This is a genomic window from Paenibacillus tritici (assembly GCF_013204885.1).
GTDB classification, from domain to species: Bacteria; Bacillota; Bacilli; order Paenibacillales; family Paenibacillaceae; genus Paenibacillus_AQ; species Paenibacillus_AQ tritici.
Genome location: NZ_JABMKX010000034.1, coordinates 13,946 through 31,433 on the forward strand (window position 1 = coordinate 13,946; position 17,488 = coordinate 31,433).

The following is a 17,488-nucleotide window of genomic DNA, read 5'->3' on the forward strand; positions in this document are numbered from 1 at the left end:
CTCACCGCTTTCTTTTAATGAAACGACTGCCAGAACTCCCCTTCGGTCGAGATCAGGCCCATAATCTCCGCATACGGAATCCGGAAGGTCGGGAATCCTGCTGCGTACGGAGCAATTTCATAAGGAGCAAAATAGAGATACAACGCCTCACCATCGACATAAAAAGGCTGATTGGCTGTAATGCCCTTGTACGTGTCCGGAAAAACATAGGAATACTGCGGATCATTCGCAATCTGCTTGCCGACAATGTCACTGAGCTTCTGGACATATTTGCTGCCGGGCTTGAACAGATCACTGAGACTGTAAAATTTGCCGGTGCGCAGGTTGATATGCTCATAGATCCGGGTCGGCATGCCATGGGCCGCTCCGAACGGGAAATGGTATCCGGTAAGCTCCAGCACCAGCAGGTTCTTACGGAAGAAGGATACGGCGAAATCCCCCGTATAGCTGAAATCCTGATCGGTTCCCCCGGTTCCGGCCCCATCTGCCAGGGACAGGCTGCGCAGCTTCTCATTTACGGCTTTGGATACCTCAATGACGGCAATGCCTTCCACCACCGGATAATAGACGAGGTAATCCTGGTTCGGCTTGAATTTCTTCTCCAGCACAGAGTACGGCGGTCTGAGCGGAATGACACCGTTCTGCCGCCAGACCTGCTTTCCTTTGCGGTCATAATATGCTGTGCGCAGATCAATATCCGCCCGGATCAGATTGCCGCTGAAGGAGAGTGAACCTGAGCCTGGGATGACCGGGGGCTGGGCGGATTTTTTGCCGCTGGTATCAATGAAATATGTCTCCTTGGCATCGTACACCGACGCCAGCCCCTTCTGATAATTGTTCACTCCCAGCAGCGGATGAGTGCTGAGTATTCTTCCCGTAAGCGCATCGGCGATCACATAACTCGAACCTCTGTAGGGCTGTGCGGCATACAGCGGCGTTCCCAGCGCAACGCGGTTCTCTCCCAGCTGCTGTACCTCATAATAGACTGCGGGAATAATCAGTTTGCCCTGCTTGTCGATCAGGCCGTAGGCATTGCCGTAATTCTCGGCTGTGTTGATCACCGCCCGGCCCTCGGAGAAGGGCAAAGCCGCTGTATACTTAGGCTCAATCGCGATCGTGCCGTCTGTGCGGAGATAGCCGTATTTGCCATCCGCCGTAGCCTGGAAGGCCAGTAGCCCATCCCCCGGATAACCGACAAAAGGATATTTGTACGTATGCTGCACGTTGCCTTGCAGATCAATCAGCGCGTATTCGCCTTCTGCTATTTTGACCAGTGCTGTCCCATCCGAGAAATCTCCGGCATCCAGATAGACGGCTGGCAGCACCTCTTTGCCCTGGGCATCAAGGAAACCGTAACGGGAATTGCCGGCAGTCGTGCTCTGCTTGGAGAACAGGGCCCGGCCTTCATGCAGCGAGTTCAGATAGTCATAACGTGCTGACGTCACCTCTTTGCCTTTCTCGTCGATAAAGGTGTAGCCCTTCGCGTCGGAAACCACGGCCCGCCCTTCGGCAAAGGGGCCAATAAATGAATATACCGGCTTAACCCGCTCCCGCCCGGAGCTGTCGATCAGACCGCTGACATTCCCGCGCTGCACCACCGCCAGTCCATTCTCCTGAAACTCTTCGGCATAATCATATCTCGGTTCAATTACGACCCGCCCGTCATTGTTGATGTATCCCCACAGCGTACCCTCCGTCAGCTTAAAAGGGGCCGGATGCAGCAGCTCTGCCCGCAGTCCTCCGCCGTCATCAGGGAGCACAATGAGCGCCTCCAGCGGCTTTTTGGAGTAGTCTACCCGATATAATCCCGCCTCTGCGGGAATCGTCACGAACAGATCCTCATCCGCGCGGATGAAATCCTCCTCCTGCTGCGGAATACACTCGTTCCAGCCGATGCCGTCCCACCGCCATACCTCCGCCACAATCAGACCGTTGTCTGTTCCTTTTCCCAGCTCGTTCAGCTTAATTCTCAGCATTCAGTCGTTCTCCTTTACAAGGGCTTTTGCCTATAGAATATGAGGCGAGGGGGGAAAGGGTGTGTATGTGCTTGGGAATGTAGACTGGGAATGCGAGAAATATGAGCGTAGAGAGTGCGGCGTTGTTTAAAAGAATAGTAAAAGGTACCCTGCCGTATCTGCGGTGATTTTGGACTTCCGGCCGCTGTTAGGTTTGGATTTCCTGATTCGAACCGCTATTTGCGGTAGAAATCCAAACCTAAAGGCGGACGCTACGCTCCTCCAGTTCCAAAATCCCCTCCGTTACTTTGAACCTTTTCTTCAGCAAAACCAAGATAAAACCTACAAACTACAACCTGCAAACCTATAACCTGCAACCTTAAGAGCAACACAAACACACCCTTTCGGAGGGTGTGTACCGGTTGTTCAAGGGCAGCTTCGCCTGCCCTTGGAATAGATATGATACCTTAGGGTAAGCTTCTGCCGGGCGTGGCTCGCTGAAAATTCGATAGTAATGCATAAACCCAATCATTTGACTCGGCCGAGCCTGCTGTCTCTCACATATGAAAAAATTTATCACCTCTCGTAGTTTAATCCTGCCTAAAATGCAACTTTCATCTCAAAATATCGACCGCAAACTAAATTTGTTGCACAAAAGTCAGCATTCCACCAGCCATTAGCAGATTAAAGGAGAGATTGTTGTATTTCATGCAGCATCCCCCCAAGCATCCCTCTATCCATGGAGAGGAGTTGCAGTTCTTACAACAATCTTTAATTACTCCGAACCCACCCGGCGGCAATATAGCCTGCTCCGTGATTACAACTGCGGGGTTACGAACTTTACCTCCGGATAGCGGCTATCTGGTCCTTGCATTAAGGTCCCGTTTTTATTTTTCAAATACAGATCGAAAAAATCCAGCATATAGGCGTTGATCACGGAGCTTGCTCTTCCGGGCGCCAACGCTCCTGTAATCCCCAGCCGTTGGAATACCGGTGAAACGAACTGTACATCCGTAAAATTCAAATGCTCCGTATCGTCTATATAGATGAGTTGTCCTCCTGCGGGAAGCGTTGCGCGCATCTTTTCAAGCTCCAGCTTTTTGTCCTCCCTCTCCTGATCCGCCCATTCCCTGGTCTTTCCCTCACGTTCAAGTTCTTCATCGGTGTATATACGATTATCCATCACCCTGCGTAATGTTTCGTAGTAGCTTTCCGAGTTCATGAACAGGAATGGCTTAGACAAACTCTCACGATCCCGCAGCCGGTAAAGTCCTCCATCCAGGTCGATTCCAGCCGTGATCCGCGGATCATAAGCAGCATCATAGGCCGTCGCCCCGCCGATCGAATGACCGAACACCCCGATATGGCCGAGATCAAGCCTCCCTTGCAGCTGACTTGGAATGCGTCCCGACTGGATAAGTTCGAATTGGTCCAGCACAGACGCCACATCAGCGCTTAATATTTGCCCCAACTCGTCACGGATTCCGGCTTGCGTCCTGAAATCTTGCTCTGGCGTGAATAAGTCATTGGTTGTAGCCGATGTGATCCGGCCGTCCGGAAATTCAGTTGCAAAAGTATTGTAGGTATGGTCGATCACTGCGACGATATACCCGTGGCTTGCAAGATTCTCAGCTTGTGAGGTATGAAGAAACCTGGAGGAACCGAAGCCGGGACTAGCCAGGATAACCGGGTATGCAGTCTGTGCCGAAGAGACCTTGGCCGCCGGATAAGCATGAGCGGACACATACTTCAGGTGCCCGAAAGTAAATCCGGGAAGGCCATAATTCTCCGCCATATAAGGTAAAATCGGAGTGTCGGGGATAAACGGGGCGTACTTCCCGGTGCCGGCTTCAGCCGGATACCATACCTGAACCATCAGTTCCCTTTTGCCCGTACCGGATTCTCCTAAGGTCTCCGCCCGGTTGGGATCGGTGAAATGAAAGACCTGCGTGCCTACCTTCAACCCGCCAGTTGGCGCAGGGAGACTGAATACAGGAAACACATACAGGAGGCACGCCGTTGCGATTAGTCCAAGCCCAATCAACAGGCGGCCCAGTACTCTGCGGATTCGCGGAGCTGTCCTCCCTGCTGTCTGTGTTCTGAATATGTTCCCAATGGAAAGTATAAACATCAGGATCGTAAATCCGTATAAAAATAACAGTTGAATCCTGTATCCTTCAATAAGCAGATGTACCGCTAAAATAATGAACCCGGCTCCGCTTGTCAGGAGCAGGGCAGACCTTCGTCTGCTCGGATTTAAAACAAACAGAATAGCCAGCAAACCTATACTTGAGCTGAACAGCAGCATTTCAAAAAACCTCACACCTATTCCCCCTAAAAACCAATCTCATCCATGGATAAGGTTAATATACAGGAACAACGCGGCAGGTACTATTGATCCAGATTACATTTGCCTTACAGGCAAGTAAGCACATAATCACTGAGATGGGTTTTGGAACTGGCGGAGCGGTAGCGTTCGCCTCCCGACTGGCGGAGCGGCAGCGTTCGCCTCCCAATCCTTGGGCCAAAATCCGTACGCCAAAAAGCGTTTGCGAGTTACCGCAAACGCTTATCCCTGCTTCCCCCGCCTTGGTGAGGTGATGGGAGTAACGGAGGGTATTTTGGAACTGGAGGAGCGGTAGCGCCCGCCTTTGTCTCCCGATTTCTACCGCGATCAGCGGTTTAAATCAGGAAATCGGGAGACAACAGCGGCCGGAAGTCCAAAATCCCCGCAGTTACGGTTAATCACCGAGCCGCTTACTTTTTCGACGAATATTTACGCATATCAAACGATACCGCTGCGATGATGATCAGGCCCTTGATGATCAGCTGGTAGTACGGGCTGATGCCGATGAAGGTCAGGCCGTAGTTGATCAGGGTGAAGATGATAACCCCGACCAGGACGCCGGGAACAGTGCCGATCCCGCCGGTAGTGGATACGCCGCCGACTACGCAAGCTGCGATGGCGTCAAGCTCGTACATGTTACCGTAGTTATTGGTCGCGCCGCCTGTTCTGGCCGCTTCGAGCACACCGGCCAGACCGTACAGGGCACCGGCGATGGCATAGATGTAGATCAGGTTCTTGGAGACGTTGATCCCGGATACCTTGGCTGCCTGCATGTTGCCGCCGATGGCGTACATGTTCTTGCCCAGCTTGGTTTTGTTGAACAGCACCCAGACTACCGCCGAGACGGCAAGAGCGATGAGAACAATATAAGGTATGGAATATTGGCCGCTGCCGATGAAGCCGGAGCCGATGTCGGTGAAGTCGGAACGCAGGCCGCCGATCGGCTGCGATTGGTTAGGGTCCATATCGAAGTAGAGTGAGTTCAGCCCGTAGACAATCAGCATAGTGCCCAGTGTGGCGATGAAAGGCGGAACATTCAGCTTGGAGACGATAATCCCGTTGACGAGACCGCAGAGCAGACCGGCAACTATAGCAATCAAGATAGGCAGCCAGACCTGCACTTGCGGCAGATCCGGGAAGAAGCGGCGGGAGTAATCCGGTATCTGCAGCATGGAAGCCGAGATGACCGCTGTGAATCCGACCACCCGGCCTGCCGACAAGTCGGTACCGGCGGTGATCAGGATGAAGGCTACCCCGAGTGCAATAATCACGCGTGTGGATGACTGAATCAGCACATCCCGCAGGGTGTTGATGGACATGAAGCTTGGCTCGTATATGATGATCCCCATAATCAGCAGTACCAGCACGATGTAGATTGCGTTTTGAGTCACGAAGGACTGCGCTCTTTTAATAGTCATAATTGTGTTCCTCCTTAATTGTTACGCGAAGTTTACGCATTCGTTGCTGAGCTTCTTCAGCTTGGCAGCAGCCCTATAGCCTTCGCCGTCCTGTGAGTGTAGCTCCTGATTAATGCTGTGCAGCGAGACGCATCACTTCAGTTTCCGTAGCCTGCTCGCCTTCGAGTATTCCTGTAAGCCGGCCTTCCGACATCACCATTACACGGTCGGACATCCCCAGCAGCTCAGGCATTTCCGAAGAGATCATGATAATGCTCTTCCCCTGCTTCGCCAGGTCGGCAATGATGGTATAGATCTCAAATTTGGCACCGACATCAATCCCGCGTGTCGGCTCATCCAGCAGCAGAACCTCAGGTTCGGTAAGCAGCCATCTGGCCAGCAGCACCTTTTGCTGATTCCCGCCGGAGAGATTCATAATCTGCGTTTTGGTGGTTGGGGTCTTGGTGCGCAGCTTCTCGATCATTTTATCGACTTCTACCTTCTTCTTGCGGCCGTTCAGCAGCAGATACGGCGTCTTATACCGGTCAAGGTTGGCAATAGCCCCGTTCTCATGCACAGACAGCACCGGAAAAATCCCCGTAGCGCGGCGTTCCTCTGTCAGCAGCGCCAGCCCGTGCTTCTTCGCATCCTGCGGGGAGTTGATCTTCACCTTCTTGCCGTCAATAGAGATGGAGCCGGATTTCACAGCACGTAGTCCGAACAAGGCTTCAATCACCTCGGTCCGCTGCGCGCCTACCAGACCGCCGATGCCAAGAATCTCACCCCGTTTAAGCTCGAAGGAGACATCCTTGAAGGATCGCGGCTCCGGTGAGGTCAGGCCTTCCACTTTCATGAACACCTTGCCTGGAACATTGGTGCGCTCCGGAAAGCGGTTGGTAAGATCGCGTCCGACCATCTTGGAGATAATCAGATCCGTGGTCAGCTCCGCTGACGGCCAGGTGCCGATCTTTTTGCCGTCCCGCATAATCGTGACTTCATCGGAAATCTCCAGAATCTCTTCCATTTTGTGAGATATATAGATAATAGCTACGCCTCTTTTTTGCAGGTCCCGGATAATCCGGAATAAATGCTCCACTTCCACGCTGGTTAAGGACGAGGTTGGCTCATCCATGACAATAACGCGTGAATGAAAAGAGACCGCCTTCGCAATTTCGATGGATTGGACCTTGGATACGGACAGCTTGCCCACCAAAGTTTCGGGATTCAGATCGATATCCAGATCTTTAAATAAGTTTTCTGTGTCTGTAAACATTTTTTTGTGGTCGATGAACTGAATCGGTCCGATGCCCTTGGTCGGAAAACGTCCTAGCCAGATGTTCTCCATGACGCTGCGGAAAGGTACGGGGTGCAGCTCCTGGTGAATCATCGAGATTCCGTGCTTCAGTGCATCGTTCGAGTTCGAGATGGCGGCCTTCTGGCCATCCAGAAAGATCTCACCGGCATCCGGTGAATAGATTCCAAAGAGACATTTCATCAGTGTGGACTTGCCTGCCCCGTTTTCGCCCATGAGTGCATGAACCGAACCCGGCCGAACCTTAATACTGACTCCATCCAGCGCCTTCACGCCGGGAAATTCTTTGGTAATGCCGTTCATTTCCAGCAAAAATTCAGTATTTGCCATGTTGTTACGCCCCCTACGCTTTTTTTCTTTTTCCATGAGAGGCACAGCGGTTCCATCCTGCTTCCTACCCGTAAGGAATTCCGGAGAGCGCATTGCAGCGCCCTCCGGGACTGGTATTTATGAAACTTATCTGTATCTGTTATTCATCATTACTTGGCGTCAGCTACGTTGTCCTTTGTGATCTTTTTGTAGGAGATCCATACATACTGGTTGTCAGTGATGTCGAAGCCTACGTTGTCTTTGGTAGGCGCTTCGCCTTTGGCCAGCAGGGCGGCCAGGGTGATTGCGGCTTTACCTTGGTTGTTGGCATCGTTCAGTACAGTACCAAGCATGGTTCCATCCTGCAGTGCCTGAACCGCTGGAGCGGTAGCGTCCACGCCTACAACCGGCATGTATTTGTCGCCGCTGAAGTATCCTTGAGCCTTCAGCGCTTCGATGGCACCCAGTGCCATGTCATCGTTGTTCGCAAGAACGGCTTCAATCTTGTCGCCGTGGGAGCCAAGGAAGGCTGCCATTTTTTCCTGGCCTTTTACCCGGTCCCACATCGCTGTATCTTCAGCCAGCTTCTCTACCTTGATGCCGGCATCTTCGATGGCCTGGATGGAGAATGTGGTCCGCAGCTCGGCATCCTGGTGTCCAGGTTCGCCCTTAAGCATTACATATTGCAGCACGCCGTCGCCGTTCTTGTCCGCTTCAGGGTGTGCCTTCCAGTAATCAACGATCAGCTGGCCGGACATGGTGCCGGATTCTTCGGCTTTCGCGCCTACGTAGTAGACTTTATCCCATTTCTTCATATCCTCGGGAAGCGGCTCGCGGTTCAGGAAGACGACCGGAATATTAGCGGTTTTGGCTTTGTCAATGATGACGCCGGCAGCGGTGCGGTCCACCGGGTTAATCAGCATGCCGTTATATTTCTTGGTGATGAACAGATCCACCTTGTCATTCTGTGTAGGCTGGGAGTTCTGGCTGTCTACGATGTCTACAGTGGCAATGCCCTTTGCAGCAGCGTCGATGGAGTTGCGGACCCCCGTCATGAAGGTATCATCAAATTTGTAAATCGCCACACCGACCTTTGGAGTCGCAGTTGAACCGGAATTCGCTGTGTTAGCCGCAGTGTCTGTCTTGGCTGGGTCAGCAGCCTTGTTATTGTTGCCGCCGCAGCCTGCGAGAGCTGCACCCAGCAAAGCACTGGCAAGTAAAACGGAAGTGACTTTTTTCATTTTTAATTGACCTCCTGAGGATAGTTCTTTATTTGTGTTGATCCCGGTGTGCCCCGGGTACATCCTTATTATGCCCTACATGAAAACGGTTGCGAATATAAAATACTACTCATTTTCATGAAAATTCTAATGTTTAAAACTTAAGTCTCTCCTACCGGACAAACGGGAACAGCAGCTTCTGATTCTCGGGCCACAGCATATTCTCCAGATCTATGAGCTTGGTGCCGGTATCCACGCGTTCGGGAATATCCATGCCTTCAAGCGCCTCCACCGCATATTTCACCGCCAGATACCCGTTGCTGAACGGATTCTGGATCACAGTCGCCTGCACAGTCCCGTCCTGCAGCGATTCCATCATGGAGGGAGAACTGTCAAAAGCAATCATTTTCAGATAGCCCTTCCCCGCGCTTTGAATGACTTTGGCTGCACCTTGGGAGGCAATTTCATTCAGGGTGGCAATTCCGCGCAGTCCCGGATGCTCCTCCAGCATCTCCCGGGTCAGGCTTTCGGCTTCCGATGTGCTGGAGGAGGTATAGGAGATCTGCACGACTTTGACATTCGGGTAACGGGCGGCGTAATTCAGAAAACCCTTTTCCCGCTCATCGGCATCCCTCGCTCCGTAATCAATGCTGCCTGTGGAGCCGGGGCCCTGATCGGGAGAAGAATTCGTGAAGTTAAGTATCCCGATTTCGCCATAACCCTTGAGCAGCTCAATCAGCCGCTCTGCGGATTTCTGTCCGGCCTCATAGCCGTTGGAGCCTACATATGACCGGACTCTGGCAGAGCCGACCTCAGCATCGACGGAGATCACAGGAATTCGCGAATACGCCGCCTGGTCCACGACCTGGGCAAGTCCCATATAGCTGCTGGCCGCGAGAATAATGACATCCGCCTTCTCCTTGATGGATTCCTCCACCATAACGATCTGCTCCTCAATATCACTCTCCGAATCCGGCGCTTTGAAGGTCAGATTGACATTGAATTCCTTCGCTGCCGCTTCCGCTCCCAGCTTCAGTGTGTTCCAGTAATCCCCTTTGTTCATCTTCACGACCAAGTGGATATTACGCGTCTTGCTGGTGCTGATGTATGCAGGTGATGCATTGAAGCAAGAGGACACAGAGATCCATAACACTCCGCATAACAGTATGGTGAGCCACACACGCAGGCTTCTCACGGGTTCATCTCCTCCTTCTGCTCTTCCATGCCTTCCCCCGCCGGGCGGGCCGGGAATATAAGAGTTACGACAGTACCTTCTTCGATTTCGCTCTGAAAAGAAAGTCCGTATTCCCGCCCGTAATAGAGGCCGATCCGTTCATGCACATTCCTGACGCCGACTCCTGAGCCGCTGGTGCTTTTGACGCCTCCGCTCAGAATGACATTCATCGTTTCCTTCGACATTCCAAGACCGTTGTCACTGACTCTGATTATTACAAGCCCGTCCTGAAGCTCGGCGGTAATGGAGATCAGCCCCTCATCCGGCAGCATTTCGATCCCGTGATAGAGCGCATTCTCCACGATAGGCTGCAGAATCAGCTTAATGGTCTGGCATTGCAGCACTTCCTCCTGCGCCGTGATTTCATAACGGAACTTGTTCTTGAAGCGGAAGCTCTGGATCACCAGATAATGGCGGATATGGTCCAGCTCCTCCTGGATCGTGATGATATTCTTGCCTTTGCTCAGGCTGATGCGGAAGAATCTCGAGAGCGACTGGATCATCGTGACGACTTCACCGGTTTTGCCGCGTTCGGCCAGCCGGATGACGGAGTTCAGCGTATTGTACAGGAAGTGCGGGTTAATCTGCGATTGCAGCACTTCAAGCTCGCCCTTGCGCTTCGTCTCCTGCTCATAGATGATCTGATCCATTAGCTGACGGATACGCTGGAGCATCATGTTGAAGCGCTTCGACAGCTGCTCCACCTCATAGGCTCCGCTGACGTTAATCGGCGTATTCAGATCACCCTCAGCCACCTGCTTCACGGTACGCTCCAGCTTGCGGATGGGGCTGGCAATCAGCCAGGACAGGAAGACCGACACCGCAATCACACAGACCAGCACCACCCCAAGAAACCACGCCAGGAACTGATTCAGATCGCGTTTGGTGGTGACAATCTCATCGTAATAGGCGACCCCGACGATCTTCCAGCCGGTCTGCGCCAGTGTACGTACGGTAATAAACCGCTTCTCTCCGGTCGATTCATCCAGATAGCTGCGGTAGGCATATTCCAGCACCGGCTCTACGTTCTCGTACTTCAGCCCGGCATAGATGAGCTGCTGCTGGGGATGGTAGACGATATTGCCGAGCGGATCGAGGATGTAAGCGTAGCCTCTTTTTCCCAGCTTGACCTGCTTGCTGAGCTGATCAATCGTTCTGAAATTGAAGTCCAGCAGCAGCACGCCGGTCCTCAGCTCCCCGTTCTCCTGGTATTGAATCAATTTGCTGATGGAGACCACCCAGGTGTACCTGCCCCGGAACAGATTCTGGATATGGGGGGCCGAATACGAGATCTCCGAGGTGCGTTTGGCCGTGGTGAACCAGCTCTGACTCTCCAGCCCTGTATTCAGGCGCAGGTTCTGTCCGGGCGTCCCTACAACATACTGGCCCTGCGGTGTAAAAACAGCCACGGATACCAGATCCTCGCGGCTGCTCATCAGGGTGTCCATCCGTTCATTGAGCAGCGGGGAGTCAATCGACGGACTGGAGGTAATCTGCTTCTCTGCGGTGGCAAAAATACTGCCCATCCCTTTCACATACAGCTCCAGGTTATAATTCACCTGCTCGATGATCTGCTGCATGTTGAGATTGGCGTTCTCTTCTGCTGTCTTGGCAAACTTGCCGTACAGCATGATGCTGACGATCACGGCAACGGCCACCGTGACCGCCGTGAAGGTCAGCGTAATAATCAGCTGAATACTCCGCAGCTTCGAGGGTATGCGCAGCTTGCCTCTCTTAGGAGAGGGCGGGCGCAGCGGGAAGACTGGCTCCTTGGGCTTGTTCATGGCTATTCTCCCCGTGAGCTGTTCTTATACTCTTTGGGGGATTGTCCGTATTTCTTGCGGAAGCAGAAGCTGAAATAGTTGGGGTCGGCGAACCCGATCCGCTCAGCGATCTCGAATGCCTTCAGCTCCGTGGAGCGCAGCAGCTCCTTCGCGGCCTCCAGCCGGATCTGCAGGAGATAACTGACGAAGGTCATCTTCATCTCTTTCTTAAAAATACTGCTGAAGTAACCCGTGCTGATATGCAGATGCTGGCATACCCGGCCGATCGACATATCGGATTCCTCATAATGGCTGCGGATATATTCCTTAGCCTGGTCGATCAGCTGCTTATAGCTCGACTGGCGCTCGGAGGCAATGGTATTCATCAGCCGGCTGCACACGGTAATAATCCACTGCCTGGCTTCACCCATATTGTTGAATTTGTTCATATCGCTCAGGGAAGTCAGGCCGGGGCCGATGAAATCATTCGTTTCGCTGCCGGATTCCTTAGCCACGCGCAGAATCGAAGTAATAATCTCCAGCAGGAAAATCTGATAATCCTGAGTGGAGACCTGCGCGGTATCAAGACCCCCGAACAGCTCGTCCACGACTTCCCGCAGCTCCTGGGCGGTCCCCAGCTTGATCGTGCGGATCAGCGACTGCTGGGCCAGCTCATCATAAGCCGGCATCTGGCTGGATCTGGACTCCACATCCTCGATCCAGATCACCCGGTTGTTGCCGAGAATCAGCCGGTAATCCAGGGCCTGCAGGGCATCCCCGAAGGAATTGAACAGCATGGACGGCGCCTTGCAGACGGTTCCGGCGCCTGCGGTTACCGTCAGCTTCAGGAAACGCTGCACATTCTGGCAGATTTCTTCAAGAATGGCGAACGTTCTGCCGGTAATATCGCTCTCCTCTGGGCTCTGGCTGACCGACAGCAGCACCACATCATCGCGGTGGATGAACACCTTGCCGAACTCATGCTTCTGGCAGATCTCCTCGGCGATATTCAGCACGGCAAACAGCTGCAGATTACGGTCCCCGGTGTCACGCAGCGATACCGGCCGAACTTCTTGAACGCCGGGCGTCCGCTCTGGACGGATATAATCAATACTGATAACAGAGGACTGGAATAATTCACCGGTCAGATTGATGCCGTACTCTGCACTTTTCTCGGCGATCTCGGCGGAGCGCAGACGGCGGGAGATCAGGGAGGAAAGGAACTGCTCCCGCAGCAGGGGCAGGCTTTTGCGGTAATGCTCGCTTAGCACAAAAACATTTTCCTTCTCGGCAATCTCGGTTTCGATCTGAGCTCTAACCTTCAGCAGGACATCAATCAGCTCCCGGGATGAGAAGGGCTTGAGGATATATTCGTCAATCTGCAGCTTAATGGCCTTCTGGGCATATTCAAATTCATCATAGCCGGTCAGAATGATAATCTTCGTATTCGGGTGACGGCTGCGGACCCATTCCGCCAATTGCAGTCCGTTCATGAAAGGCATCTGAATGTCGGTCACGACGACATCCGGCAGGAGCCGGTCTATGGCATCCGCTGCTTCACGCCCGTTCTCCGCCTGCTCTACCACCTCAAATCCGTACTCCTCCCAGTCAATCTGGGCGATAATGCCTTCTCTTACATCTTCCTCGTCTTCGGCGAGAATTAATTTGTACATGCGTCATCCCTCTTCGGATAGGATATGGAGTTTCACAGAACAATAATAGCTGATTCAACAGGTGCAATCTATGTTTAAATAGAAAAGGCCACAGGTTCCGGTGGTGCTGATATGCGGAAGCAATTCACTATATAGGCTGACCGGATATATTGCAAGTGAATATTATGTACATACTGTCACAATGAAATCCTGCTTATAATACAACATTGTGCCGATGATTCCGGCCACCCTTCAGAATTGTTGTACAAAAGGCAGCATTCTTCCTCCTCTGGTCGGCTTAACACGATAATTCTTGTAATTTGTGCAACAATCTGTCCAAATACCCCGGTATCCTGGAATCAGAGTTGCAGAACGTACAACATTTATGTCCACAGGGCTTGCTAAGAGGTCTCCATCCGCCTGCGGGAACAAAAAAAACCATCCCGATTACGCCGGGATGGGGATGTTCGGTTACACGTATAGGATTATAGCAGTGCTTTGTTGAAGCGGTAGCCTGTTGTCTTTTCAAAGCCGATATGGCGGTAAAAGGCATGTGCCGGAGCACGCTCGACCCGGTTGCCGCTCCGCAGGAACAGCTGGCAGCAGCCTTGATGGCGCGCCCAATCTTCCGCTGCAGCGACGAGCCTTTTGCCAAGGCCTTGTCCTCTAAGCTCCTCTGATACAATCAGCGCGGTAATTTCCGTAATACAATCGGCATGCTTGTAGTAGGACTTCACCTGTCGTAATCCGATCATTCCCACAACTTCGTTATTGAGTTCTGCGACCATTGTGCAGTGGAACGGATCATGCTCCATGCCTTCCATTCTCTCTTTCATCACGCTAAGCGTTGTCGGATAGCCGAATTCCCGCAAAAGGGCTGTTACTCTCTCCAGATCATTCATGCCGCATTTGCGAATTTGCAGTACCTGCTCCTGAGTACTACTGTTCATCCTCGTATACCTCCACTTGTAGCATAGACGCTGCCTGCTTGGCTGTCGTCCGCGCGATTTCAACATCTTCCGCTGAACTGAGTGTTACTGCCATCCGCCGTCCAGGGCGGATCTCCGGTTTGCCGAATACGCGAACTTGCGTACGGGGAAGGGCCAGCGCCTCTTCTATTCCGGTCACTGCAAAAGCTTGTCCGGCTCCTCCGGTCTTCAAGGTTGCTGAAGCTCCAGGGGTCAACAAACGTACCGCCTCCAGCGGAAATCCAAGAATGGCTCTGACATGCAGAGCAAATTCCGACAAATCCTGCGTAATCATGGTAACCATACCTGTGTCATGCGGCCGGGGTGACACTTCACTGAACAATACCCCATCCGCGGTGAGGAACAGCTCCACACCAAAAATCCCATAACCGCCAAGCTGATCCGTAACCGCCCGGGCGATTGCTTCTGCTTCTGCCAGCTGCGCACCACTCATCTGATGCGGCTGCCAGGATTCCACATAATCTCCATCCTGCTGGATATGGCCAATCGGCGGACAAAATAAGGTTCCGCTGACCGAACGGACGGTAAGGAGTGTAATTTCGCTCTCAAACGTAACAAAGGCTTCTACAATGACGCGTGTACCTTTGGCACGTGCTCCTTCCAGAGCCGTATTCCAGCAGTCTTCCGCATCCTCCGGTTTCCGGCAGACACTCTGGCCTTTGCCGGAGGAGCTCATGATCGGCTTAATCACACACGGTGTTCCCAGCTCTTCTACAGCCTGGCGCAGCTCATCCAGACTGTCAGCGAACCGGTAGGCAGCCGTCGGCAAGCCCAGCTCTTCGGCCGCAAGCCGGCGGATGCCTTCGCGGTCCATGGTAAGCCGTGCAGCACGGGCGGTAGGAACGACGAGGAAGCCTTCTTCCTCCAGCTCCACCAAGGCTCCGGTAGCAATGGCTTCAATCTCGGGTACAATCAGATCCGGCTTCTCCTTACGGATCAGCTGCTTCAGTGCTTCTGCATCCAGCATATCCAGTACATAAGAGCGGTGGGCAACGCCCATCGCGGGTGCAGCTTCATAACGATCCACAGCTACGGTCTCTACGCCAAGGCGCTGAGCTTCGATAATGACTTCCTTACCCAGTTCACCGCTGCCCAGCAGCAGCAGCTTCTTGCTCCGGGCTGAAAAAGGAGCTCCCCACATTGTCGACTCCAACCTCTTTTCGCAAATTTGTCTGCTGACTTCTCTATTTCTGTAAAATGTCGCAGTTTCATTGTAAATTTTCAGTCTTCTTTATTTTCATCCATCATCCACCAGATTGCAAGCATTCTTCGACATTTTCCTACAAACTTCACAGATGGCTGTCCACCAGATCGTCGAAAGCTTGCTCCTGAAGCCGTAATTCTCCGGCAATCTCGCCCCAATGCTGCGCTGAATCACCCCCTTTCAGAAGCTCCGACATGGCTGCCTCCCGCTCGGACAGCTCTTCACGCAGCCGGTCTGCCGCAAGGGATAATGCGGCCGCAGCCGCATCGGCATAGAATGTTAAGAGCGGCTGCTCCTGTGCTTCAGCCGCAGCTCCAACCGCTTCCTTGAACCACGGCTCTGCCGCCGAGCGGATCTCTGCCCGGCCCGGGCCCTCGAAGAAGTGGCGCGGGGATTTGAAGCGGCTCCACAGTCCGGCCCAGTCCATGGGAGCAAGCACGCAGTCCAGCTTCACCGGTGCGGGCCAACGCTCGTCCGGATTCTCCAGGAGCTGCAGCTCCTGCTCCGGGACGGAGAGCTCCGCGGCGGCTGCCGCTGCCGCCTGGGTCACGAACCTGCGGCCTGCCGACTCCAGCCGCAGGGTGGTTGCCCACAGCTCCTGCTCCAGCTCACGCAGGATGCTGCGCTCCAGCTCCCGCCCGCAGGCAATGAAGATGTCCTTCAGATTCCCGGCCTCTTCCCGGAGAATGGAGGGATGGAACGATTCCTGGAAGGAACGGCCGAAGGAGAAGGCAATGCGCTGCCGGACATGGTAGAGCAGCTCTGCGCCCTCACGGCGCAGGTCCCGGAGCGGCCGGTCCTCCTGGACAAGTGCGGCCAGCCGCAGATCCGCAGCTTCCCGGCGCTGCCGGAACTGCTTCATTCCTTCTTCCCGCTGGTCCGCTTCCATCAGCGCCAGCCGCTGCCACTCCTCTGCCCGGAGACGGACAGAGCTTAGGCTGTCTCTGGCCGCTGCCAGCGACAATCTCGGCAGCTCCTCGCCCGCGAACTCAGAGAGCGCCGCTTCAAAGCTGCCGAACCCGGAAGCCTCGTAGGCTTCTCTGACTCCGCGGGACTTGCCCTCCAGCGCAAGCAGGCTGGACACGCTGTAGATCCGCGGTGAGGTCAAGCCCCCGGCCCGCAGATTCTGCGCTACATGCTGCCGCACGGATTCAAGCTCAGCCTCATCTGAAGCGAGGTCTGAGGCATTGATGATGAAGAACATTTTGTCGAGCGCGAAGCTATCCTTGATTCTCCCCAGCTGGGCCAGCAGGCTCCGGTCGGCCTTGGAGAACGCATGATTATAATAGGTCACGAAGCAGATGGCATCGGCGTTCTTCATGTAGCCGAAGGTTACACCGGTATGCCGGGCGTGCAGGGAATCCGCTCCGGGGGTGTCCACCAGTACGATGCCGCTGCGCGTCAGCGGACTGTCATAATACAGGTCTGTGCTCTGCACGAAGCAGGCCCGCTTCTCATCGGCAACCAGAGCCCGGTATTCCTCCAGGCTGACCTTACGCTCTGTTCCCAGCAGCGGACCGGATTCCTCCCATCCGGCTGCTGCCGCGCGCAGGAATCCGGCGTGCGGCAGCGAGGAGGGATGAAGCCCGCCGGTCTGCAGCTTGGCTACCGCTGCGGTCCACGACTCGCGCTGCGGCGGCGGAAGCTGCAGCACGCTGAAGGAATGGAGGATATCTTCCCAGAAATCCTCCGCGCGCTTCATGGTGATGGCCGCCGTGCCGTGAGCGAAGCTGCCCTCCGGGGCCAGAATCCGCCCGACGGCCGCTGTAGCGGGATGCGGCGACACGGGCAGCACCTCTTCGCCCAGCAGGGCGTTGGCGAAGGAGGATTTGCCGGCGCTGAACGCTCCGAACAGCGCCATGGTGAAGCGGCCGCCGGCGAGATCCTCCGCCCGCGCCGCCAGGCTGCGCGCCGCCGAGGCCATAGCCGGCTCGCGGCGCAGCATCCCGGCCGCAGCGTGCAGCGCTGCTGCGGCCTGCGTCAGCCGGCGGCGTCCGCCTGCCGGCTGTGCCGTTCCCGCCGCCCAGGCCGGGGCGGCGGCAGGCTCTGCCGCTGCTGCGGTGCGCAGCGGCGGCGCTGGGCTGGCGGCGCGCAGCGCAGCCGCCG

11 protein-coding genes are annotated in these 17,488 nt (G+C 54.3%); all 11 read right to left on the bottom strand.

The annotated features are described in order from the left end of the window. Positions 1 to 14: 14 nt before the first annotated feature. Entirely contained in the window at positions 15 to 1,976 is a 1,962-nt protein-coding gene (locus HQN87_RS31695; protein ID WP_173141300.1) for a WG repeat-containing protein, read from the bottom strand. 796 nt (positions 1,977 to 2,772) lie between these two features. Next, entirely contained in the window at positions 2,773 to 4,278 is a 1,506-nt protein-coding gene (locus HQN87_RS31700) for an alpha/beta hydrolase family protein (protein WP_173141302.1), read from the bottom strand. 434 nt (positions 4,279 to 4,712) lie between these two features. Beyond that, positions 4,713 to 5,720, bottom strand: a complete 1,008-nt coding sequence (gene mglC, locus HQN87_RS31705; protein ID WP_173141304.1) for a galactose/methyl galactoside ABC transporter permease MglC — start codon at positions 5,718 to 5,720, stop codon at positions 4,713 to 4,715. A 109-nt stretch (positions 5,721 to 5,829) separates the two neighbouring features. After that, positions 5,830 to 7,341: a sugar ABC transporter ATP-binding protein gene (locus tag HQN87_RS31710; protein WP_173141306.1), complete on the bottom strand. Its 1,512-nt coding sequence runs from the start codon at positions 7,339 to 7,341 to the stop codon at positions 5,830 to 5,832. Positions 7,342 to 7,490: 149 nt separating this feature from the next. Then, positions 7,491 to 8,561 carry a galactose ABC transporter substrate-binding protein gene (locus HQN87_RS31715; protein ID WP_173141308.1) on the bottom strand — a complete coding sequence of 357 codons (1,071 nt, stop codon included), beginning with the start codon at positions 8,559 to 8,561 and terminating at the stop codon, positions 7,491 to 7,493. Positions 8,562 to 8,712: 151 nt separating this feature from the next. Beyond that, a complete protein-coding gene (locus HQN87_RS31720; RefSeq protein WP_173141310.1) occupies positions 8,713 to 9,735 on the bottom strand; it encodes a substrate-binding domain-containing protein in 1,023 nt (340 codons plus the stop codon). Beyond that, on the bottom strand, positions 9,732 to 11,558 hold the full coding sequence (locus HQN87_RS31725; RefSeq protein WP_173141312.1) for a sensor histidine kinase family protein: 1,827 nt from the start codon (positions 11,556 to 11,558) through the stop codon (positions 9,732 to 9,734). Before HQN87_RS31725 ends, HQN87_RS31720 begins: the two co-directional genes overlap by 4 nt. Before the next feature lie 2 nt (positions 11,559 to 11,560). Then, positions 11,561 to 13,210, bottom strand: coding sequence for a response regulator (locus HQN87_RS31730; RefSeq protein WP_173141314.1), 1,650 nt, complete (start codon positions 13,208 to 13,210; stop codon positions 11,561 to 11,563). Between the two features lie 464 nt (positions 13,211 to 13,674). Beyond that, positions 13,675 to 14,139 (bottom strand): GNAT family N-acetyltransferase, encoded by a 465-nt coding sequence (locus HQN87_RS31735; RefSeq protein ID WP_173141316.1) that lies wholly within the window; start codon positions 14,137 to 14,139, stop codon positions 13,675 to 13,677. After that, positions 14,129 to 15,319, bottom strand: a complete 1,191-nt coding sequence (gene purT, locus HQN87_RS31740; RefSeq protein WP_173141322.1) for a formate-dependent phosphoribosylglycinamide formyltransferase — start codon at positions 15,317 to 15,319, stop codon at positions 14,129 to 14,131. Before purT ends, HQN87_RS31735 begins: the two co-directional genes overlap by 11 nt. A 148-nt stretch (positions 15,320 to 15,467) precedes the next feature. Then, the coding region (locus HQN87_RS31745) for a dynamin family protein (protein ID WP_173141318.1) at positions 15,468 to 17,488 on the bottom strand (2,021 nt) is incomplete at its 5' end.

Excerpts from the sequence above, each read along its gene's own strand:
- HQN87_RS31695 (WP_173141300.1), bottom strand. The coding sequence starts at position 1,976 with ATGCTGAGAATTAAGCTGAACGAGCTGGGAAAAGGAACAGACAACGGT.
- mglC (WP_173141304.1), bottom strand. The coding sequence starts at position 5,720 with ATGACTATTAAAAGAGCGCAGTCCTTCGTGACTCAAAACGCAATCTAC.
- HQN87_RS31710 (WP_173141306.1), bottom strand. The coding sequence starts at position 7,341 with ATGGCAAATACTGAATTTTTGCTGGAAATGAACGGCATTACCAAAGAA.
- HQN87_RS31715 (WP_173141308.1), bottom strand. The coding sequence starts at position 8,561 with ATGAAAAAAGTCACTTCCGTTTTACTTGCCAGTGCTTTGCTGGGTGCA.
- HQN87_RS31725 (WP_173141312.1), bottom strand. The coding sequence starts at position 11,558 with ATGAACAAGCCCAAGGAGCCAGTCTTCCCGCTGCGCCCGCCCTCTCCT.
- HQN87_RS31730 (WP_173141314.1), bottom strand. The coding sequence starts at position 13,210 with ATGTACAAATTAATTCTCGCCGAAGACGAGGAAGATGTAAGAGAAGGC.
- HQN87_RS31735 (WP_173141316.1), bottom strand. The coding sequence starts at position 14,139 with ATGAACAGTAGTACTCAGGAGCAGGTACTGCAAATTCGCAAATGCGGC.
- purT (WP_173141322.1), bottom strand. The coding sequence starts at position 15,319 with ATGTGGGGAGCTCCTTTTTCAGCCCGGAGCAAGAAGCTGCTGCTGCTG.